The 19,646-nt window shown below is 63.9% G+C and carries 16 protein-coding genes; 7 read left to right on the plus strand and 9 right to left on the minus strand.

All coding sequences use genetic code 11. The annotated features are described in order from the left end of the window. Positions 1-2: 2 nt before the first annotated feature. On the minus strand, positions 3-1,037 hold the full coding sequence (locus FURADRAFT_RS03705; RefSeq protein WP_008952771.1) for an extracellular solute-binding protein: 1,035 nt from the start codon (positions 1,035-1,037) through the stop codon (positions 3-5). A gap of 513 nt (positions 1,038-1,550) precedes the next feature. Here FURADRAFT_RS03705 and FURADRAFT_RS03710 point away from each other — a divergent pair. Next, positions 1,551-3,137, plus strand: a complete 1,587-nt coding sequence (locus tag FURADRAFT_RS03710) for a sensor domain-containing diguanylate cyclase (RefSeq protein ID WP_008952772.1) — start codon at positions 1,551-1,553, stop codon at positions 3,135-3,137. Between the two features lie 65 nt (positions 3,138-3,202). Here FURADRAFT_RS03710 and FURADRAFT_RS03715 read toward each other — a convergent pair whose 3' ends face one another. After that, positions 3,203-4,594 (minus strand): dihydrolipoyl dehydrogenase, encoded by a 1,392-nt coding sequence (locus FURADRAFT_RS03715; RefSeq protein WP_008952773.1) that lies wholly within the window; start codon positions 4,592-4,594, stop codon positions 3,203-3,205. Positions 4,595-4,773: 179 nt separating this feature from the next. Next, entirely contained in the window at positions 4,774-5,505 is a 732-nt protein-coding gene (locus tag FURADRAFT_RS03720) for a glutathione peroxidase (protein ID WP_008952774.1), read from the minus strand. 241 nt (positions 5,506-5,746) lie between these two features. Here FURADRAFT_RS03720 and gloA2 point away from each other — a divergent pair, with 241 nt between their 5' ends. The 5 genes from gloA2 to FURADRAFT_RS03745 all read left to right on the plus strand — a co-directional run bounded on the left by gloA2 (position 5,747) and on the right by FURADRAFT_RS03745 (position 11,507). After that, positions 5,747-6,139, plus strand: a complete 393-nt coding sequence (gene gloA2, locus FURADRAFT_RS03725; RefSeq protein WP_008952775.1) for an SMU1112c/YaeR family gloxylase I-like metalloprotein — start codon at positions 5,747-5,749, stop codon at positions 6,137-6,139. A 160-nt stretch (positions 6,140-6,299) separates the two neighbouring features. Continuing rightward, a complete protein-coding gene (locus FURADRAFT_RS03730) occupies positions 6,300-8,177 on the plus strand; it encodes a lytic transglycosylase domain-containing protein (RefSeq protein WP_008952776.1) in 1,878 nt (625 codons plus the stop codon). Positions 8,178-8,219: 42 nt separating this feature from the next. Further along, on the plus strand, positions 8,220-9,167 hold the full coding sequence (locus tag FURADRAFT_RS03735; protein ID WP_008952777.1) for a complex I NDUFA9 subunit family protein: 948 nt from the start codon (positions 8,220-8,222) through the stop codon (positions 9,165-9,167). Position 9,168: 1 nt separating this feature from the next. After that, positions 9,169-10,395, plus strand: coding sequence for a multifunctional CCA addition/repair protein (locus tag FURADRAFT_RS03740; RefSeq protein WP_008952778.1), 1,227 nt, complete (start codon positions 9,169-9,171; stop codon positions 10,393-10,395). After that, positions 10,392-11,507: a 2-methylaconitate cis-trans isomerase PrpF family protein gene (locus FURADRAFT_RS03745; protein ID WP_008952779.1), complete on the plus strand. Its 1,116-nt coding sequence runs from the start codon at positions 10,392-10,394 to the stop codon at positions 11,505-11,507. Before FURADRAFT_RS03740 ends, FURADRAFT_RS03745 begins: the two co-directional genes overlap by 4 nt. Before the next feature lie 68 nt (positions 11,508-11,575). On the opposite strand, the gene FURADRAFT_RS03750 is transcribed toward FURADRAFT_RS03745, so the two are convergent. After that, on the minus strand, positions 11,576-12,802 hold the full coding sequence (locus tag FURADRAFT_RS03750) for an SGNH/GDSL hydrolase family protein (protein ID WP_008952780.1): 1,227 nt from the start codon (positions 12,800-12,802) through the stop codon (positions 11,576-11,578). Positions 12,803-12,946: 144 nt separating this feature from the next. Between FURADRAFT_RS03750 and ftsH the strand changes: the two genes are divergently transcribed. Beyond that, positions 12,947-14,863 carry an ATP-dependent zinc metalloprotease FtsH gene (ftsH, locus tag FURADRAFT_RS03755; RefSeq protein ID WP_040652349.1) on the plus strand — a complete coding sequence of 639 codons (1,917 nt, stop codon included), beginning with the start codon at positions 12,947-12,949 and terminating at the stop codon, positions 14,861-14,863. Positions 14,864-14,908: 45 nt separating this feature from the next. Here ftsH and FURADRAFT_RS03760 read toward each other — a convergent pair whose 3' ends face one another. Genes FURADRAFT_RS03760 through motA form a run of 5 tightly spaced genes read right to left on the minus strand, consistent with a single transcriptional unit; the run spans position 14,909 to position 19,572 of the window. Next, on the minus strand, positions 14,909-15,703 hold the full coding sequence (locus FURADRAFT_RS03760; RefSeq protein ID WP_008952782.1) for a TrmH family RNA methyltransferase: 795 nt from the start codon (positions 15,701-15,703) through the stop codon (positions 14,909-14,911). A 9-nt stretch (positions 15,704-15,712) separates the two neighbouring features. After that, entirely contained in the window at positions 15,713-17,041 is a 1,329-nt protein-coding gene (locus FURADRAFT_RS03765; protein ID WP_008952783.1) for an HDOD domain-containing protein, read from the minus strand. Further along, positions 17,028-17,786, minus strand: coding sequence for a methyltransferase domain-containing protein (locus FURADRAFT_RS03770; protein WP_008952784.1), 759 nt, complete (start codon positions 17,784-17,786; stop codon positions 17,028-17,030). The genes FURADRAFT_RS03765 and FURADRAFT_RS03770 overlap by 14 nt, the downstream gene beginning before the upstream one ends. Further along, positions 17,783-18,691, minus strand: a complete 909-nt coding sequence (gene motB, locus FURADRAFT_RS03775) for a flagellar motor protein MotB (RefSeq protein ID WP_008952785.1) — start codon at positions 18,689-18,691, stop codon at positions 17,783-17,785. The genes FURADRAFT_RS03770 and motB overlap by 4 nt, the downstream gene beginning before the upstream one ends. A 20-nt stretch (positions 18,692-18,711) precedes the next feature. Beyond that, positions 18,712-19,572, minus strand: coding sequence for a flagellar motor stator protein MotA (motA, locus tag FURADRAFT_RS03780; RefSeq protein ID WP_008952786.1), 861 nt, complete (start codon positions 19,570-19,572; stop codon positions 18,712-18,714). Positions 19,573-19,646 lie beyond the last annotated feature (74 nt).

Here is a 19,646-nt window from a genome sequence, read left to right on the forward strand (position 1 = left end):
GGCTAAAGCCTCTCCGGCAGATTGCCGGATACAATCTTGCCCCACAGCGCTTCGCGCTGCCCCACATCCTCCACCGGCTGGAGCCAGATGATGCGCGATTTATCGCTCACTTCCGGTGGCGAGGTCAGGGTATTTGCCAGCCCCTGGCGCTCGGGCAGCAACCGGCTGACGGCCGGCTCGAGCATATAGTCGATCCACGCCAGGGCCAACGAACGGTCACGCACCGCCCGCGTCATCGCCCAGCAATCCAGCCACGCCAGCGCCCCCTCTTCCGGAATGACATAGCCCACGTCCGCCCCGGCCTTACGGAGCTGCGTCAGCTGCTGCGTGCCATAGTTGGCAAAAAGCAGGGCCGATTTATGTTGAATAAATAATCTGGTCGCTTCTTCGGGAAGACTGTAATAACTCAGCAAATTACGCCGCAACGCAACCAATTGCTTCGCGACGCGCCGCATCTGATTCACATCGAGCTGAAAAGGGTTGTCCACCCCCAAAGCCAGCGCCGTAAAGGAAAAATTATGCTGTGCACTATTGAAGGCCAGCACCTTTCCGCGATAGCGCGGATTCCACAATTCGGACATCGACCGTGGGGGAACGGACACCTGCTTGCGGTCATAAATCAAGCCCATGGCGGAATAGGTAAAGGGAATGGCATAAACCTTGCCTCCCTGGGTCAGACCGCCGATGGACGAGAGCGCGCGAAAGCGCGGGAGTTGGAACCGGGTATTGGGCAGACGTGCCAGGTCGAGCGGTTGCAGCAGCCCTTCACGGGTATAGCGGTGAATTTCAACAGTATTGGCGGCCACCACATCGAACGTGTTGTCATGACCGGCATGCATTTTGTCCCACAACGACTCATCGGAGTCGACAAACGTCACTTCCACCTTGCTGTGAAAACGGGCCTCGAACGCCTTCACCACGTCGGGATCGGCATATCCAGGCCAGGCCAAGACGCGTAATGTCTTGTCGGCGGCGAAGACAGGCGGCGCCAACGCAAGTAAAATAGTCAAAATGGTTATTTGAAAATATTTTTGCATTTATTTGTCATTTTATTTTGATCGACGGCCACTCCTTCCCCATTCGTCAACTAATCGCGCCAATACAGCTCCACAAAAAACAGCTTGATCAATTTCCGAATGTTTACCAAAGTGGCATTAATAAAATAATGTACATAAATTCCGTAACAGTTCAATCTACTTCTTGAAAAATAGTTTGTTTAAATTAACACTTGACCAACCAAACGTCATTTCCGCACCCAGATTGAAGAGCGCCGGCTAAGCAGCCCTTCACTCGCCGCCCCCTGTTTCCTGCCTCCGGCGCGGCAGGAGCAGCGGGCGCAGGCGATGCAGCCGCACGTGTCGCCCCGGTCTGTCGCGATAACGACGAGATGAACGGCCACCAGCCTGCGGTGAGACCCGCACCGCGCCGCTCAGGGCATTGGCGGGGAAATGTGATGGTAAACGGACAACGGCGCCATTCCACCGGGAGTGGCGCTTCTGGAGACGGGACGGCCTCCTGCCCATGATGGAGGCACGCTCTGACGAGACCACATGGAAAACACCCAATCGCCAGACACCTTCACCATGAAGCGTGGCGACACCAGGCAACCCACCCGCGACAGCGTAACCGCAGACCTGCCGGCGGAGGCTTCGTCACGCCCCCGCGCCCACTACCGCACCCTTTCCGCTCAGCAGCTCTGGCACCACGGCTCCCGTTCTGAACAAGTGCTGATCCTGGGCGGCTGGCTGCTGTCTATTGTGGCCTGTATGGCCAGCGGCATCGCCGCCGTCGCCAACAGCTGGTCCGGCCTGTCACTGACATTCGCCGGGGTGGAAGTCTATGTGTCGATCTACCCGCCGCTCATGATCTGCCTATGGTGGACTCTGTTCTTCGGTTGGGCTTGGGGGGCGATTCCGGCCTATCTGGCCACCTTCTCTCTGGCGCTGTATGCCCATATGCCGCTGCCTTGGGCGCTGCTGTTCGCTTGCGCCAACCCCCTGGGCTTTGCCGTGCTGGTGCTGGGCTACCGCACCATCGCCATGCCGCTGCACCTGCGCTCGGCCAACGCCGTGCTCTACTACACGCTGATGTCGTTTGTCGCCAGCGTCTTCAGCTCGGCCGGGGCGCTGATCTGGTGTTACACCAATCTGGTCGACCCGACCGGCCTGCTGCCAATCTGGCAAGGCTGGTGGTTGGGCGGCTTCCTGCAATGCCTGCTGCTGGGAGCTCCATTGCTGCTCGTCAGTCAGCCGGCCTTGCAACGCTGGCGCGACCGGCACACACGGCTGTGGCGCACCGCGGCAGCGGAATCGCGCCGTCTCAGCCTGCAGCTGGTGATCGCCATCGTCGCCGGCGTACTGATTTACGGCTGGCTGACACTGTGGCTCGGCAGCAATACGGTGCGCCACGCCCTGCGCGCCAGCGAACTGGCAATCTTGCCCGGCGCCGTCACCACGATGCTGGCGACCACCTGGACCTTCTATTGGGTATTCGCCCTGATTGCCGCCTTCGTCGGCTTCTTTGGCTACCGCATGTTCACCTACTGGCTGGATTCGTCCACCCGGCTGGTGAACGAACTGGCCGAGGCTAATAGCAAGCTCGCCCATCTGGCGCGCACCGACACGCTGACCGGCCTGCCCAACCGGCGCGCACTGGAAGAAGCTCTCGAGCAACAGCTGCAGCGCTCCCGGCGCAACGGCGAGCAGGCCAGCCTGGTCCTTCTCGATATCGATCATTTCAAGGTGGTCAACGACCGCTACGGTCACGATGCCGGCGACGCCGTGATCCGCGCCCTGGGCAAGGCCATGAGCGAGACCATCCGCAACGTGGATGTGGCCGGACGCTGGGGCGGGGAGGAATTCCTGGTGGTACTGGCCAACGTTGACGAGGAAGGCGCGGCCGCCTTCGCCGAGCGCTTGCGCACGCGGGTCGAATCGTCCACGGTCGCGCACGGCGAGTTGCACGTGCGTTACACCATCAGCCTCGGCGTCGCCCCGCTCTCCACACCGCATCGCGAGGCCTGGCTGAAGCGGGCCGATGAAGCGCTGTATCGCGCCAAACTGGACGGCCGCAACCGCACCGCCATTGCGCAGGCACGCGGCGAGGCCGAGGGCGTGTCGCTGCACAGTCCTTGCTGAGCACGCCTGCTACAAAAAATAACGCCACCCCTGATGGGGTGGCGTCTTGGTGAGGTAGCGCCGGCTCAGCCGGCCAGCTTGGCCGCCGCGTCACGCAAGGCGGTGCGCAGACCCTCCTCCACCACAGGGTGGTAGAACGGCATGTCGAGCATCTGCGCCACGGTCAGGCCTTGTTGCACACTCCACGCTAGCAGGTGGGCGATGTGCTCGGCACGCGGGCCGATCATCTCGGCACCGAGGAAGCGGCCGCTCTCCTTGTCGGCGTAGACATGCAGCAGACCCTTGTTCTTCAGCATCACGCGACTGCGGCCCTGGTCCTCGAAACTGACCTCGCCGGTGACGAAGCCGCCTTCGGCCAACGTGGCGAAGCTGGCGCCGACCATCATCATCTGCGGGTCGCTGAACACCACGCCGATCGGCGCACGGCGCAGGCCGGGACGCACATCGGGATAGCGCGCAGCGTTCTCGCCGGCGGTCTTGCCCTCGTCGGCCGCCTCGTGCAGCAGCGTCAGCGTATTGTTGGCGTCGCCGGCGAGGAAGATCGGGGCGTTGCCGCACTGCAGCGTTTCCGGGTCGAACAGCGGCACACCGCGGCCATCGCGCTGCAACGAGGTGTTCTCCAAACCCAGCCGCTGCACGTTGGGCGTACGGCCGGTGGACACCAGCACATGGTCGAAACGCTCTTCCCGCTCACCGCCGTCGAGATGCACGTAGCGGATCACCGCCTCGTCGCCGTCACGGCGCATCTCCACCACCTTGGCCTTCGGATCGAGGTAGAACTCCTCTCCCAATGCACGGCGGGCGTAGTCACGTATCACCGGGTCGGTGAGCGGACCCAGCGAGCCGCTGGCGCCGAATATCCTCACCTCGACGCCGAGGCGCGACAAGGCCTGGCCCAGTTCCACCCCGATCACGCCAGGGCCGAAGACGGCGACGCGGCGCGGCAGCGTGTCCCAGTCGAACACATCATCGTTCACCACCAGCAGGTCGCCGAACACCTGGAACGGTGCCGGAATCGCCGGTGACGAACCGGTGGCGATCACGACACGGCCGGCCTTGAGCTGGGTGTGCTCGTCGACCTGCAACAAGGTGTTGTCGATGAAACGGGCGTAGCCCTGCAGGCGGTCTTGTTCCGGAATACCTTCGACGCTGTTGACGACGAAGCCGACGAAACGGTCGCGCTCGCGCTTGACGCGTGCCATCACCTCACGCCCATCGATGCGGATCACGCCATCGACGTGCACCCCGAACGGCGCGGTGTGACGTGCTTCGTGTGCGGCTTCGGCGGCGGCAATCAGCAGCTTGGACGGCATGCAGCCGACGCGGGCGCAGGTGGTACCGTAGGGGCCGCCCTCGATCAGGACGGCGGTCTTGCCGTTGGCCTTGGCGGCGCGGTAGGCGGCGAGGCCGGCAGTGCCGGCGCCGATGATGGCTACGTCGACGGAGAGGTTCTGCATAATCGTTATCCTTATGGGTGATCAGATGCGCCGGGATACGTCACGCCACTGCGCTGGCGTCACGTATCCGGGCGGAAAAATGGGCCGGGCCAAACTGCCTTGGGCCGGCCCGAAAGCTCCCACCGGTGTCAGGGCATGAAACCGGCGGAAACAACAGTCGCTCAAAAACGGCCTGGTGCTCAGCGGGCGAAGCGCGTTTCCAGGTCGTCGGCCGAACCGATCAGTTCACCATTGATGAACACCTGCGGCGCAGTCATCTTGCCCGACACGGCACCCAGCACCTTGCCGCGGATCGTGTTATCGAGCGGGACCTCGACGAAGTTGTAGCCACGGTCGGTGAGCAAGGCCTTGGCCCGGGCGCAGTGCGGGCAGCCGACCTTGGTGAACACCACCACCTGATCCGGCTTCTTGGCCTTCGGGTTGAGGTAGTCGAGCATGGTGTCGGCGTCGGAAACCTTGAACGGATCGCCCGGCTCCTGCGGTTCGACGAACACCTTCTCGACCACGCCGTCGCGCACCAGCATCGAGTAGCGCCAGCTGCGCTTGCCGAAGCCCAGCTCGCTCTTGTCCACCAGCATGTTCATCCCGGCGGTGAATTCACCGTTGCCATCGGGTACCATCACGATGTTCTGGGCCTCCTGATCCTGCGCCCATTCGTTCATGACGAAGGTATCGTTGACCGACACGCACAGGATGGCGTCGATGCCGTTCTCGAAGAACGCCGGCGCCAGCTCGTTGTAGCGCGGCAGATGGGTGGACGAGCAGGTCGGGGTAAAAGCGCCCGGCAGCGAGAACACCACCACGTTCTTGCCCTGGAACAGTTGCTCGGTGGTCACGTCCTTCCACTCGTTGTTTTCGCGGATGTGGAAAGTAACGTTCGGAACGCGTTGGCCTTCGTGATTGCTCAGCATGGTGAATCTCCTGGTTTGAGAGTGGCGTCATTTATCTATCGATGACTGCATTCTGATAGCCAACAACAAATTCGTCTAATTGATTGTTAAAAGCATATTGATATTGAAAATCTATGAGCAGTAATCGCCTCCGGCTTTGCCACATCGCCATCCCGCCGGCCTCCCATGCTGCACGCCAGCCGGCACAGCGACCGACGACACCCCGACCCGTGCCACACCAGCCCGTCCCCCAAGTGCGCTGATGCAACTCGTCGGACTTCACCACATAGCCATCATCGGCTCGGACTACGCCCGCTCGCGGGACTTCTATCACCGCATCCTTGGCCTGCCGATCGTCAGCGAGAGCTGGCGCGAAGAGCGCCAGTCGTGGAAGCTCAACCTGGCCCTGCCCGACGGCAGCCAGATCGAACTGTTCAGCTTCCCCGCCACGCCGCCCCGGCCCAGCCGGCCGGAAGCCTGCGGCCTGCGTCACCTTGCACTCGCGGTCGGCAACCTGGAGCACGCGCGCGCAACCTTGTCGGCCAAAGGAATCGAGCTGGAAGCCATCCGCCTCGACGACATCACCGGCCAGCGCTTCTGCTTCTTTGCCGACCCCGACGGGCTTCCCATCGAACTGTACGAATGCAGGCGCTGAACCGTATCGGTACCGGCGCCGCCACACCGCTCCCTTACTGCCAAAAAGCAGGGGCGCAACGCGAACCAAGCAAGCCCGGCGGCTTTCAAAGCAGGAAACGACCGCCCGGGCGCATGACGAGATAGCCGGCGTGACGCCGAAAATAATGGATAATTGACTGATGAAACGTTTGAACACTGTCCTGAGCGTGCTGGCCCTGAGCACGGCTCTGCCCGCCCTCGCCGCGGTCGAAAACGACCTGATCGCCGCCCGCGAAGCCTACCGCAGCAACAACGTGGCCGAACTGGCGCGCTACGCCAGTATCACCTCGAGCCACCCGCTGGCGAACTACCCGGCCTACTGGCTAGCCTGGAAAGCCCTGGAAAAGGACGACGACGCCCAAGTCATCACCTTTCTCAACAGCGTCAAGGAAGGCGTGATGCCGGAACGCATCCGCAACGAATGGCTGAAACACCTGGGCAAGCGCGAAGAATGGGCACGCTTTGCCCAGGAATGGCAGAACCTGCCGCCGGAAGGCAGCGATGAAGAAACACGCTGCTATGCCAACTTGCTGAGACTGCGCCAAGGCAGCCGTGACATCGACTTTGCGGGCTTCCTGCAAGGGCGCGACACCCCTTTGGGCTGCGAAACCCTGATCGAGACCGCCGCCGCCAAGGGCCTGCTCGGGCCCGACTGGGTAGGGCGCCGCATCCGGCTGCAGCTTGCCGGCAACTACCTCTCCTCCGCCCGCAAGCTGGCCGCCGCCACCGGGCTGACACTGGATGCCAGCACGCTGGCCCGGCCGGCCAGCGCCGACGCCTCGACCCCGGGCGGGCAGGAAATTCTGGTCTACGACATCGTGCGCAACAAGGGCCGCGCCAATCTGGACGCCGCCGCCGACGCCCTGCGCGCCCTCGAACCGTCGCTGAGCCGGGAACGCGCCGGTTTCGCCTGGGGTCAGCTGGCGCTGCTGTCCGCCAAGCGCCAGCAGATGGCCCAGGCCCTGTCGTGGTTCGCCCAGGCCGATGCCTCCCAGCTCACCGACGAGCAATGGGAATGGTGGGCCCGCTCCACGCTGCGTATCGCGCAATGGGGCGTGCTGGAGCAGGTCACCCGCTCCATGCCGGCCAATCTGGCAGCCAAACCGGTGTGGCAGTACTGGCGCGCCCGGGCGCTGCAGGCCCTGGGCCGCGGCAGCGAGGCCACGTCACTGCTGGTGCAAGCCAGCGATGGCCACCAATACTACGCCACGCTGGCGCGCGAAGAACTCGGCACCTCGCTGAGTGCCTCTCCCTCGGCCAAACCGCCGAGCGAGGAGGATATCGGCGCCCTCAACGCCCAGCCTGCGGTGCGCCGCGCCCTGGCGCTATTCCATCTGGCAGAAGACTACCGCAAGCCGGAATTCCGCAACGACGCCCGAAACGAGTGGCGCTGGAGCATGCGCAACCTCCCCGACAGCCAGCTCCTGGCGGCGGCCGAGCTGGCGCGTCGCCACAGCTTCTACGACATGGCGATCTACAGCGCCGAACGCACCCGCACCGAACACGACTTCTCGCTGCGCTACCTGACGCCGTATCGTGACATCACCCGCCGCTACGCCAAGCAGCTGGACATCGACGAGGCCTGGGTATACGGGCTGATCCGCCAGGAAAGCCGTTTCGTCACCGTGGCCCGCTCCGGCGTCGGGGCCTCCGGCCTGATGCAGCTGATGCCGGCCACCGCCAAGTGGGTCGCGGGGAAAATGGGGCTCAACGGCTTTGCCGTGGACGACATCGACACCAATATCCAGCTCGGCACCTGGTACCTGCGCTACGTGCTCAATTCGCTGTCCAACAACGCCGTGATGGCCACCGCAGCCTATAATGCGGGCCCGGGCCGCGCGCGCAGCTGGCAGGACAGCAAGCCGCTGGAAGGCGCCATTTACGCCGAAACCATTCCCTTCGACGAAACCCGCGACTATGTTCAGAAGGTCATGGGCAACGCCGCGTATTATGCGAGTGGCTTCGAGCACACACCGCTCTCGCTGAAGAGCCGCCTGGGCACCATTCCGGCCCGCTGATCGGCCGGTCGTCGAACACGTCTTGCGGAGAGTAATCGAAGAATGAAATACCAACGGATCTGCGTTATCGGCGGCAGTGGCTTCATCGGTGGCTACCTGGGCGAAAGGTTGGCCGAAGCCGGGGTCGAGATCACCTTTGCCACCCGGAACTACGAACAGCACAAGGAAAAGCTGATCGTGCTGCCGAAAACCGAGCTGGTCGAAGTCGACGTACACGACCAGGCCAGTCTCAACGCCCTGCTGCACAGCCACGACGCCGTCGTCAGCATGGTCGGCATCCTGCACGGCAGCCGCCAGGCGTTCGAACGCGCGCACGTTGCGCTCCCGGAGAAGATCATCCAGGCCTGCCGCTATAACGGTATCCGCCGCCTGATCCATATCAGCGCGCTCGGCGCCGACCCCAACGGCCCCAGCCACTACCAGCAGACCAAGGGCATTGCCGAACAACGCATCGAGGCCAGCGGGCTCGACTGGACCATCCTGCGCCCGTCGGTGGTGTTTGGCCGCGGCGACAGTTTCCTGACCTTGTTCGCCCACCTCGCCCGCACCCTGCCGGTGCTGCCGCTGGCCGGTGCCGACACCCGCTTCCAGCCGGTGTGGGCCGACGACGTGGCGCGCGCCATGGTAGCGTGCCTGGCCAACGACGCCACCGTCCATCACAAAATCGAACTCGCCGGCACCAAGGTCTACGCCCTGCGCGAACTGGTGCGCTACGTCGCCGGTCTGAGCGGCCAACAGCCGCTCATCATCGGGCTACCGGCGGGGCTGGCCATGCTGCAGGCCGGACTGATGGAATTGCTGCCGGGACAACCGCTGATGAGCCGCGACAACGTACGCTCGCTCTCGGTCGACAACGTCGGCACCGGCCCCTTCCCGCGCGAGTTGCTCGGTTTCACGCCCACGGCGCTGGAAGCCATCGCGCCGCTCTACCTGGGCAAGGCCGAGCCGAACGAAGTGCGCTCGCACTTCCGCGCCGAGGCTGGACGTTGACATGAAGATTTACCAAGTTGGCGGAGCTGTGCGTGATCGCCTGCTGGGACTGCCAGTGACCGACCACGACTGGGTCGTGGTCGGCGCCACGCCGCAAGACATGACCGCCCGCGGCTTCCGCCCGGTCGGCAAGGACTTCCCGGTGTTCCTGCACCCGGAAACGCACGAGGAATACGCCCTGGCGCGCACCGAGCGCAAGGTCGGCCGCGGCTACCACGGCTTCACCTTCCACGCCGATCGCGACGTCACCCTGGAAGAAGACCTGGCCAGGCGCGATCTCACCATCAACGCCATGGCCAGCGACGAAACCGGGCAGATCATCGACCCCTACCACGGTCAGGACGACCTGAAAAACCGCATCTTGCGCCACGTCAGCCCGGCCTTCGCCGAAGACCCGGTGCGGGTACTGCGCCTGGCCCGCTTCGCCGCCCGCTTCGGCTTCTCCATCGCGCCGGAAACACTGCAATTGATGCGCACCATGGTCGCCAACGGCGAGGTCGACGCCCTGGTCGCCGAGCGCGTCTGGCAGGAAACGGCGCGCGGGCTGATGGAAAACCAGCCTTCGCGCTTTTTTCTGGTCCTGCGCGAGTGCGGCGCACTGGCGCGCATCCTGCCCGAGGTGGACGCCCTGTTCGGCGTTCCACAGCGCGCCGACTACCACCCGGAAATCGACACCGGCGACCACGTGATGCGCGTCATCGACTACGCCGCAGTCCAGCAGCTGCCGCTGCCGGTGCGCTTTGCAGCGCTCACCCACGACCTGGGCAAGGCCCTTACCCCGGCCGAGCTGCTGCCGCGCCACCTGGGCCACGAGGCGCGCGGCGAAAAGCCGCTGCTGGCACTGAGCGAACGCCTGCGCGTGCCGGCCGACTGCCGCGACCTGGCCCGCATCACCTGCCTGCATCACACCAAGGTGCACGTGGCCGGCGACATGCGCCCGGACACCGTGCTGAAGATGTTCCGCGAAACCGATGCCCTGCGTCGGCCTGAACGTTTCCGCCTCATGCTCGATGCCTGCCTCGCCGATGCCCGTGGCCGCCTCGGTTTCGAACAGTGCGACTACCCGCAAGTCGACTGGCTGGCACGCATGCTGGACGCCGCACTGACGGTGGATGCCGGCGCCATCGCCCAGGGTTGCTCAGACAAACAACAGATTCCGCAAGCGGTCGATGCGGCTCGCCGCGCCGCCATCGCCGCCTGCAAACTGACCCTGGAACCCGCCGCATGACCACCCTGCATTCCCTCAAGGCCACCCTGATGCGCGGCGGCACCAGCAAGGGCCTGTTTTTTCGCGCCGACAGCCTGCCCGCCGACACAGAAACGCGCGACCGGCTGTTGCTGCGCGCCCTCGGCAGCCCCGACCCGCACGGCCTGCAAATCGACGGCCTGGGTACCGGGATTTCCAGCACCAGCAAGATCGTCATTCTCTCCCCGTCGCAACGGCCCGACTGCGATGTCGATTACCTGTTCGGTCACGTGGCGATCGGCGAACCGCTGATCGACTGGTCCGGCAACTGCGGCAACCTGACGGCCGCGGTGCCGCTGTTTGCCGTGGCCTCCGGGCTGGTGGCCCCCGACAAGGACGGCCCCTTCACCGTGCATATCTGGCAGGCCAACATCGGGAAACGCATCCACGCCGAGATCAACATCGAGCGCGGTCAAGCGGTCTGGCATGGCGACTACCGCATCGACGGCGTCGCCTTTCCTGGCGCGCCGATCCGCCTGCATTTTCTCGACCCGGCGGGCGGCGGCGCGGGAGCCCTGTTCCCCACGGGAAACCCCTGCGACACCCTTCTTCTTCCCGACGGCACAACGCTTGCTGCCACACTGATCGATGCCGGCAACCCGACGGTTTTCGTACGTGCCGCCGATCTCGGCCTCTCGGGTTATGAGAGCGCCGCCCATCTCGATGCCAAACTGCACCAGACCCTCGAATGGGCCCGTGCCGCCGGCGCGGTGGCGATGGGCTTGGCGCCGGACATCACCAGCGCCAGCCGCGAGCGCCCGGCCACCCCCAAAATCAGCTTTCTCAGTTCGGCACGCGCCACCGGCTACGATCTGAACGGCCGCATCCTGTCGATGGGGCGGCTGCATCACGCCTTCACCGGCACCGGCGCCATCGCCCTTGCCGCCGCCAGTGCCATCGACGGCACGTTGGCAAGCGAAATGGCCGGCGGCGTGATACGCGGGCGGGAACTGAACTTCTCCCACGCCAGCGGAGGACAGGCACTGGAAGCCAGGGTCAGCAGGAACGGCGATGCCTGGCAGGTCGACGAAGTCGTGATGACACGCACCGCGCGCCCGCTGATGAGCGGCGAGGTGTGGGTGCCGCTGGACTGACTCCAACCCGGCAACCCACCGTCCGCGCCGTGGCTCCGTGCCGGACGATGGGGGTGCTCACCGCGCCGTCATTCGGATAGCGCCTGGGCGGCTTTTTGCGAAAAGATGGCGTGGACCGTCCTGGTGGGATGAATGCCGTCCCAGAACAGGTAGTCCCCCGGATTGCGGCAGGTAAACGGTGCCACATTGGGCGTGACACACGGCGTCGAAACGTCCCGCAGGCCAAACGTCGACGGGCTTTGCGTCATGTCATTCACCGTCTGGAACACGTTCAAGAGGACAAACTGGCTATCCGGATAGGCCGCCCGCAACCCGGTCAGCAGGTCGGCAAGCCCGATGTTGAAGTTGAGCGACAGCGAGCTGAGGGCCAGCTTGGCACCCGGAGACGCCTGGTCCAGACGTTGCACCGCGGGTGTCAGGCCGAGATCCGGCACATTGGCGACCAGATACTTCCGGGCGCCTTTGGCATGCAGCAGCGCGATAGTGTCCTGAATCGCCGTCAATGCGGCGGAAATCACGCCGCCGCCATCGCCCCCCATGGCCAGCGCGACAAAGGCATCGCGCACGTCGTTGGAGCCCGCCTCCACAACATACAGCCCACCCGCTGGTGCGGCACCGCCGAAATCCGTCAGAAAACGGCTGACCTGCGCGGACAGGCTCAGCTCCCCGGCGTTGCGAGCCCGTGCGCCGCCGACCGCGTAGTTGCTCGCATGGTCGTTCGAGGCCCGAAAGGCAGGACGGGTGTTGGCGGCAAGCGCGTGAGACTCGGCGAACTGTTCTATCCAGGTCGCGCCGTCGCTAAAGTGGTGTCCCCCTCGGGCGTAGGGTGCCGAGGGAATGAGAAAAGGGTCCGAGGGATCCAGCTTGTTATACGGCGGGGTGTTTTCCTGACCCGTCAGGGCGAACACATTGCCCGGGTCCGACAGGCTAGTGCCGAATACCACGATCCGATCGAACGTCACCTGCGCTGCCACCCATCCCGGCGCCAGCAGAAGCAACACCAGCCACCCGACAACCCGCCATTTCCCTGCGAATTCCTTCTTCATTATCTTCGCTCCCGATGCGATACGTCGAAACAGGCACCCCCATCTCCTCCGCTGGCCCCATCCTGTGGTGGGGTTGATCACGGAAAACAGGGTGGCACCCTGGCCCACCTCATCATTATTGGCACAGCACCCGAAGCTCACCACCCGGAAGATGCGCGCCACCCTGCCAAAGGCAGGCACTTCCTGCACCACGCGCTCACCCCACGGGCATTCGCGCAAGGTGTCGACCGGGCCGGGCACGCATTGCATTCGGCCTCCATCTCCGGCGGCGTCTGGAGCGGTACTGGTCGGTTCAAGAAATGACGGGCCTGCACCAATTTTCCAGGATGAAGGCCTCGCCGATGAGCCAGAATGAGAATGAACAGGGACGTGCCCAAGGTTCAAGGTGAAGGCATGGAGCAGAAACAGCAATTTTCCGTCTGGTATTTCATCATCGCATTTTGGGTGCTGCTGCTGGTCCAGAACTTCTTTCTCCAGGAGCGCGTAACCACCCTGTCCTATAGCGAATTCAAGACGCTGCTGACGGCAGGCAAGGTGAAAGACCTCACCGTCAACGAGCAAGCCATCTCAGGCACCTTGGCCAGCAACGGCCTGGAAGGGCTGGTCGCCAAAGAAACCGTCGACAAGATCAAGCAACTCGGCACCGGCGACCAGCCCTTTACCACTTTGCGCGTGAGTGACCCGACGCTGGTGCAAGAGCTCGAGAAAGCCAAAGTCCGCTTCACCGGACAGGCCGACAACAAGTGGCTCGCGTCCATCCTGTCCTGGGTATTGCCCGCGCTGATCTTTGTGTCGATCTGGCTATTTGCCATGAAGCGCATGGGTGGTACCGGCGGCCTCATGGCGGTTGGCAAAAGCAAGGCCAAGGTTTACATGGCAAGGGAAACCGGCGTCACCTTCGACGATGTGGCAGGCATCGACGAGGCGAAGGACGAACTCATGCAGGTGGTGGAATTCCTGAAGGCACCAGAGCGCTATCGCCGCCTGGGCGGAAAGATACCCAAAGGGGTATTGATCGTCGGGGCGCCGGGCACGGGCAAAACGCTGCTGGCCAAAGCGGTGGCGGGGGAAGCCGGCGTTCCGTTCTTTTCCATCAGCGGATCCGAGTTCGTGGAGATGTTCGTCGGCGTCGGCGCCGCCAGAGTGCGCGACCTATTCGAGCAAGCCGAGGAAAAGGCACCCTGCATCATTTTTATCGACGAGCTCGACGCGCTAGGCAAAGCCCGGGGGATCAGCGGCATCAGCGGCAACGACGAGCGGGAGCAGACGCTCAATCAGCTGTTGGTGCAAATGGACGGCTTCGATACCAACAAGGGCGTCATCATCCTGGCGGCCACCAACCGGCCGGAAATTCTCGATCCGGCGCTGCTGCGCCCCGGGCGCTTCGACCGCCACGTGGCGATCGACCGTCCCGACTTGACGGGCCGCGAGAAAATCCTCCAGGTCCATTGCAAAGAAGTCAGGCTTGCCCCGGACGTCGAACTCGCCACCATCGCCGCCCGCACCCCCGGCTTCGCCGGCGCCGACCTGGCGAACCTGGTGAATGAAGCGGCATTGCACGCGGCCCGCGAGGAAAAAGACGCCGTCGACATGGCCGACTTCGACAAGGCGATCGACCGGATAGTGGGAGGACTGGAGAAGAAGAACCGGATCATGAACCCCAAGGAGAAAGAGACCGTCGCCTACCACGAAGCCGGGCATGCGCTGGTGGCGGAAATGCGACCGAATGCCGACAGAGTCGGCAAAATTTCCATCATTCCCCGCGGCATCGCCGCCTTGGGCTACACCCAGCAGATTCCAACGGAAGACCGGTATCTGCTCAAAAAGAGCGAACTGCTGGATCGCATCGACGTGCTGCTGGGAGGGCGAGTGGCGGAGGAGCTCATCTTCGGTGACGTCTCCACCGGAGCACAGAATGACTTGCAGCGCGCGACCGACATGGCCCGGCACATGATCACGCAGTACGGCATGAGCGAGTCGCTCGGGCTTGCCACCTTCGATGAATCCCACCCCGGAGCCTATCTCGACCTACCTACGTCACAGCCTCATCTACCCTATAGCGAACGTACCGCCCAGGCGATCGACGACGAAATGAGAAAGCTGCTGGCAGAGGCCCATGCGCGTGTCGAGCGCACGCTACACACCAACCGCGCCAGCCTGGAAGCCTTGGCAACGCTGCTGTTGGAAAAGGAAGTGGTGGACCGTGCCACCCTGAGCGACCTGCTGTCGTCCCAAGGTGTGCCGAGCAAGAACGGAAGCGCAGAAGCCAATCCCCCAGAGGAAGGGCAAGGCCAAAAAGATTTGGAATAACAGGTCGAGGCGCCCTTTCGGTCGCCGACGAACCACCCCGGCCGCTCAGGCAGCGCTGGCGTCGAGTTGTCGCACCCGTTCGAACAGGCAGATGGTGGCCGCCATCGCCACATTCAGTGACTCGGCATGGCCCGGCATCGGAATCCGTACGCGACAGTCTGCCAGTTGCAGCAGCCCCGCAGAAACACCCGCGCCCTCGTTGCCGAACACGAACGCCACGTCGCCGCGCAGATCCTGTGCATACAACGACTGGCTGCCTTCCAGGTGAGTGACCAGCTTGCGCCCGGCAAACCCGCCCAGCACCTCCGCCAGGTCCGCCGCCTCGTGCAGGTTGAGCACGAAATGCGCCCCCATGCCGGCGCGCAGCACCTTGGGAGAAAACACGTCGGCACAGCCTTTGGAGAGGAACACCTCCATAACCCCGGAGGCCGCCGCCGAACGCAGAATCGTCCCCATATTGCCCGGGTCCTGAATGTCTTCCAGCAACAGGCAGCTGCCGCTACGGCGTGGCGGGTGCGGCCGCGGGCAGACGGCGATCAGCTCGGGAGCACTCGACAGCGAGGTCAGTTTGCCCAGCAAGGCCTCCGGCACCACCAGCGGCGACAGCGTCTGCGGCAGGCGGGCGAGCAGCACCGAGACCTCGGCACGCCCCAGCGCGGCCTCGTTGATGAAGCACTGTGCCGGGACAATGCCCTGCTCCAGCGCCGCCTCGAGCAGATGGATGCCCTCGAGCACGATCACGTCGTCCTTGCGCCGGTCGCGGGCAAACTGGACCAGCCGTGCCAGGTGTTTGAGGGTGTCGTTATGAGGCGAGGTAAGGGAACGGTATGGGTGCGGCATGGAGAATGGTCAGAGGTGACGCGTGAAACGGGTCACGAGATCCTTGAAACGAAGGTAAGTATCAGGGTCGATGGCTCGCCCACTGTTGCCGTTGTCGACGTAAAACACGCCGCTCAGGGTGTGGCCGGCATAGAGCGTCATCACGGCAAATTCGCCGTCGCCGATATGCTCGAAGAACGGGTCCTGATATTTCGCCCCTAACTGGGCGCTCACGTGCGCCGGCGCATGAAAGCTTTGCGGCTTGCTGGTGAGCAAGGCGAAAAAGGAGCCCGGCTCCAGGCCCACCGCCAGTTGCCGCAGCGGTGACGTCTCTGCCAGTCCCACCTGGTAGCGTAGCCGCAGAGCATGCTCGGACGGCTCGTAGCGCAGGAACAGGATGCGTGCGAAGCGCAGGTCGTTGGCCAGATGGCGGATCGATTCGCGCATCAGTTGCTCGAGCTGCGCGGCATCGCTCAACACGGCAGTGGCGGTCAGATGCGCCCGTGGCGGGTAGTCACCCGGCAGCATCAGCAGCTCGCGTATCGGGTAGGTATAGGCCGGTGCCCGCGGCTTTCTTGCCACATTCTCGGCGGCGCTGAGCACGCAGCGATAGGCATCGTCATAGCTGACCCGCATCTGTCGTGCCGCCACTTCGATCCCGGTCGTCCACGGCGAGCGCCACCAGCCCGATTCGATCGCGTTGGCGGTCGCCACGGCCAGTTTCAGCAGTTGTTTGCGCGACGAGGGCGCACTGCCGCTGCCCAACAGCGCCACCAGTCCCGGCGGCAGGCCGGTAGCCTCGACGAAACGTTCCAGCAACTTGGGGTAGTCCACCCCGAAGTACCCCGACACCGCCTGCAACAGCGGCTGGTCAGGGAGCTGATTGCGATAGAGCAGAAAGAAACAGGCCGGCAGGTTGTACAGCAAGGCGGCGACAAAGCAATCCTCGACCTTGTGCTCCCCGCTCAGCGACAACCAGTCCTTGATCAGGTAGGCCGCCACCCGGCTGCGCCCCAGCCAGTCGGCCACGACCTCGATCACCTCGTCGTCGAGCTTGCCTTCCTGCGCTCGCAGCGCCGTCGCCTGGGACAAGCGTCGCGTTACACGCTCCAGCCCCATCAGCATCATCGCCTGCTCCACGGTCGGCGCGGCTTCGTTTTCACGTAGTACCGAAGAGGACCCGACCGCCCGCAGCACGTCGAACAACAGCAAGGGGTCGGAGAGGCAAATATTGGACAGGTCTGAAAGATTGATCAGCTCGGCGTGGCGGGCGCAGGCGAGCTGCACCTCATCCAGCGTACCGGGCAGGATGGGCCAGCGCCGGTCGGCGATAGACTGTAGCCAGTTAGCGAGTTCCATGTGGGTGGCGCCAGATCAAGAGTTGTTTTTGCAGCGGGCCGCCCAGGGCGAGGGAGCGTTCTGGCTCCACGCCGGGCACGGTAAAGGTATTGCTCAGCAGCAGAGAACCCGGCTGTCCTTCCGTCACGAATTTACGCCACAGCCTGGGCATCGGTTGCGGCGAGAGAAAGGCATAGACGGCATCGTATTCGGACAGGGGCTCGAGCCAGAGGCTGCGACAGGCAATACGCACATTAGCAGGACGCCCCGCCAGACACCAGCGCAGCCACGCCAGTGCCCAGGCCGCCCAGGCGGTTTCCAGCGCCGCGATCTGTAGATCGGGACGGCGCTCCGCCAGTTGCAAGGCCAGCTTGGCATCGCCGCAGCCGGCTTCGAGCAAACGGGCCTGCTCCGGCAAGGCTTCGGCCAACCGCTCCACCACCCGCGGCGAGGAGCGGTAGAACGGCACACGCTCCAGCCAGGCATTTCGCCCGATGGCGAAGGTCAACAGCAAGGCCAGCAGATAGGCCCACGCCGGCAGTGCCAGCTGGTAACAGTACACGACGGCGGGGGCAAACAGGCCATGTGCCAGCCAACTGCCACGACGCAAGCGCAGCAAGGCCGCCAGTGCCGCCGCCAGGAGCCCTTGCAACACCGACCAGGCCAGCGGCTGCAGTGCCGGAGCGATCAGGAACCAGGCGCCGAGCGCGGCGGCCAGTTGCAACAAGCCATGCCGCAACAAAGCGACGAATACGGCTCGACTCAATGGCCTGCCCCAGCCGCGGCGGGCAGTGCGGGCAGTGCGGGCGGAGCCGCGGGTGCCGGAGCCGCTTCGGCGTCCGGCTTCAAGCCGTTGCCAAGGATCGAGGCTTCCGCCTCCTTGTTGAGCACCACGATGGCGATGCGGCGGTTCTCAGGGCTGAACACGTTGCTGCGGATGAGCGGGTTGGCCGCGGCAAGGCCAACCACGCGCAGGATTTTGTCGTGCATCAGGCCGCCAGCCAGCAGTTCGCGGCGCGCGGCATTGGCGCGGTCGGCCGACAGCTCCCAGTTGCTGTAACCGTGCTGGGCACCGCCAAACGGTTTGGCGTCGGTATGCCCGGAGATGCTGAGCCGGTTGGCGACGCCGTTGAGCTCCTTGCCCAGTTCCTGCAGGATGGTTCGGGTATGCGGCAGCAGGTTGGCGCTGCCGGAGTCGAACATCGGACGGTTCTGCTCGTCGACGATTTGGATGCGCAGCCCTTCCGGGGTCATTTCCAGTTGCAGCTGATTCTTGTAGGCCTTGAGCACCGCGCTCTGCTCGATGTTGCTCTCGATCTTCTTCTGCAGTTTCGCCAGCCGGGTCTTTTCCTGCTGGATTTCTTCCTCTCTCGCCCGCTTGACCTGTCCGGCCTGGCGCGTGAGATCGGTACCCCCGCCCTTGATCATCGAGGTAGCGTCGCCTGAGCCCTGCCCTCCTGCCAGCGCCACCTTGAGCGGGGTGCGGAAGTATTCGGCGATGCCCTGCAGCGTGCCCTGCGACACCGAGCCCAACAGCCACATCAACAGGAAGAACGCCATCATGGCGGTCACGAAGTCGGCATAGGCGATCTTCCATGCCCCCCCGTGGTGGCCATGGCCACCCTTCTTGATGCGTTTGACGATGATGGGGCGTTGCGATTCGTCAGCCATGCGTGGTCACTCCGGGTGGCTTACTTGTTCTTGGCTTGCTTGACGTGGTCTTCGAGTTCCTTGAACGACGGACGGTCGTGCGAGGCCAGGACCTTGCGGCCGAATTCCACCGACACCTGCGGCGCGTAGCCGTTGAGGCTGGCGAGCAGGGTCACCTTGATGGTCTGGAAGACGCGGGTGCCGTCGGCCAGCTTGTGCTCCAGGATGGTGGCCAGCGGGCCGACGAAGCCATAGGCCAGCAGGATACCGAGGAAGGTACCGACCAGAGCGTGGGCGATCAGCATGCCCAGCTCGGAGGGCGGGATGCCGACCGATTCCATGGTGTGCACCACCCCCATCACCGCGGCCACGATACCGAATGCCGGCATGCCGTCGGCCAGACCTTTCATGGCATTGACCGGAACCTCCCCCTCGTGGTGGTGGGTTTCGATTTCTACGTCCATCAGGTTTTCGATCTCGAAGGCGTTGAGGTTGCCGCCCACCATCAATCGCAGGTAATCGCAGATGAATTCGACCACGTGGTGATCGTGCAGAACAGCCGGGTACTTGGAAAACACCGGGCTGGATTCCGGATTGTCGACATCGGCTTCGACCGACATCAGCCCTTCCTTGCGCACCTTGGCGAGGATTTCAAAGAGCAGCGCGAACAGCTCCATGTAGAAGGCCTTGGTGTAAGACGAGCCCTTGAACAGGGTCGGCAAGGCAGCCAGCGTAGCCTTGAGTGGGGTGCCGCCGTTGGCCACCACGAAGGCGCCGATGGCCGCGCCACCAATCATCAGGACTTCCAGCGGCTGCAGCAAGGCGGCCAGATGCCCCCCGGCCATGACAAAGCCCCCGAGCACCGAGAGAAGGATTACGACATACCCGATTCCGACAAACATGCGTCACGTCCTGTGATGATGAAGATGAAACCCGGCTTTCTTGGGCACGGCTTTGCTTCATTGTTTACGTCTGG

It is taken from the genome of Pseudogulbenkiania ferrooxidans 2002, from assembly GCF_000174355.1.
Taxonomy (GTDB): Bacteria; Pseudomonadota; Gammaproteobacteria; order Burkholderiales; family Chromobacteriaceae; genus Pseudogulbenkiania; species Pseudogulbenkiania ferrooxidans.

What these genes read in the sequence shown, in the direction of transcription:
- FURADRAFT_RS03765 (WP_008952783.1), bottom strand. Translation starts at nt 17,041, where the DNA reads ATGGAACTCGCTAACTGGCTACAGTCTATCGCCGACCGGCGCTGGCCC.
- FURADRAFT_RS03740 (WP_008952778.1), top strand. Translation starts at nt 9,169, where the DNA reads ATGAAGATTTACCAAGTTGGCGGAGCTGTGCGTGATCGCCTGCTGGGA.
- motB (WP_008952785.1), bottom strand. Translation starts at nt 18,691, where the DNA reads ATGGCTGACGAATCGCAACGCCCCATCATCGTCAAACGCATCAAGAAG.
- gloA2 (WP_008952775.1), top strand. Translation starts at nt 5,747, where the DNA reads ATGCAACTCGTCGGACTTCACCACATAGCCATCATCGGCTCGGACTAC.
- FURADRAFT_RS03710 (WP_008952772.1), top strand. Translation starts at nt 1,551, where the DNA reads ATGGAAAACACCCAATCGCCAGACACCTTCACCATGAAGCGTGGCGAC.
- FURADRAFT_RS03745 (WP_008952779.1), top strand. Translation starts at nt 10,392, where the DNA reads ATGACCACCCTGCATTCCCTCAAGGCCACCCTGATGCGCGGCGGCACC.
- FURADRAFT_RS03735 (WP_008952777.1), top strand. Translation starts at nt 8,220, where the DNA reads ATGAAATACCAACGGATCTGCGTTATCGGCGGCAGTGGCTTCATCGGT.
- FURADRAFT_RS03715 (WP_008952773.1), bottom strand. Translation starts at nt 4,594, where the DNA reads ATGCAGAACCTCTCCGTCGACGTAGCCATCATCGGCGCCGGCACTGCC.
- FURADRAFT_RS03705 (WP_008952771.1), bottom strand. Translation starts at nt 1,037, where the DNA reads ATGCAAAAATATTTTCAAATAACCATTTTGACTATTTTACTTGCGTTG.
- motA (WP_008952786.1), bottom strand. Translation starts at nt 19,572, where the DNA reads ATGTTTGTCGGAATCGGGTATGTCGTAATCCTTCTCTCGGTGCTCGGG.
- FURADRAFT_RS03750 (WP_008952780.1), bottom strand. Translation starts at nt 12,802, where the DNA reads ATGCAATGCGTGCCCGGCCCGGTCGACACCTTGCGCGAATGCCCGTGG.
- FURADRAFT_RS03760 (WP_008952782.1), bottom strand. Translation starts at nt 15,703, where the DNA reads ATGCCGCACCCATACCGTTCCCTTACCTCGCCTCATAACGACACCCTC.
- ftsH (WP_040652349.1), top strand. Translation starts at nt 12,947, where the DNA reads ATGGAGCAGAAACAGCAATTTTCCGTCTGGTATTTCATCATCGCATTT.
- FURADRAFT_RS03720 (WP_008952774.1), bottom strand. Translation starts at nt 5,505, where the DNA reads ATGCTGAGCAATCACGAAGGCCAACGCGTTCCGAACGTTACTTTCCAC.
- FURADRAFT_RS03730 (WP_008952776.1), top strand. Translation starts at nt 6,300, where the DNA reads ATGAAACGTTTGAACACTGTCCTGAGCGTGCTGGCCCTGAGCACGGCT.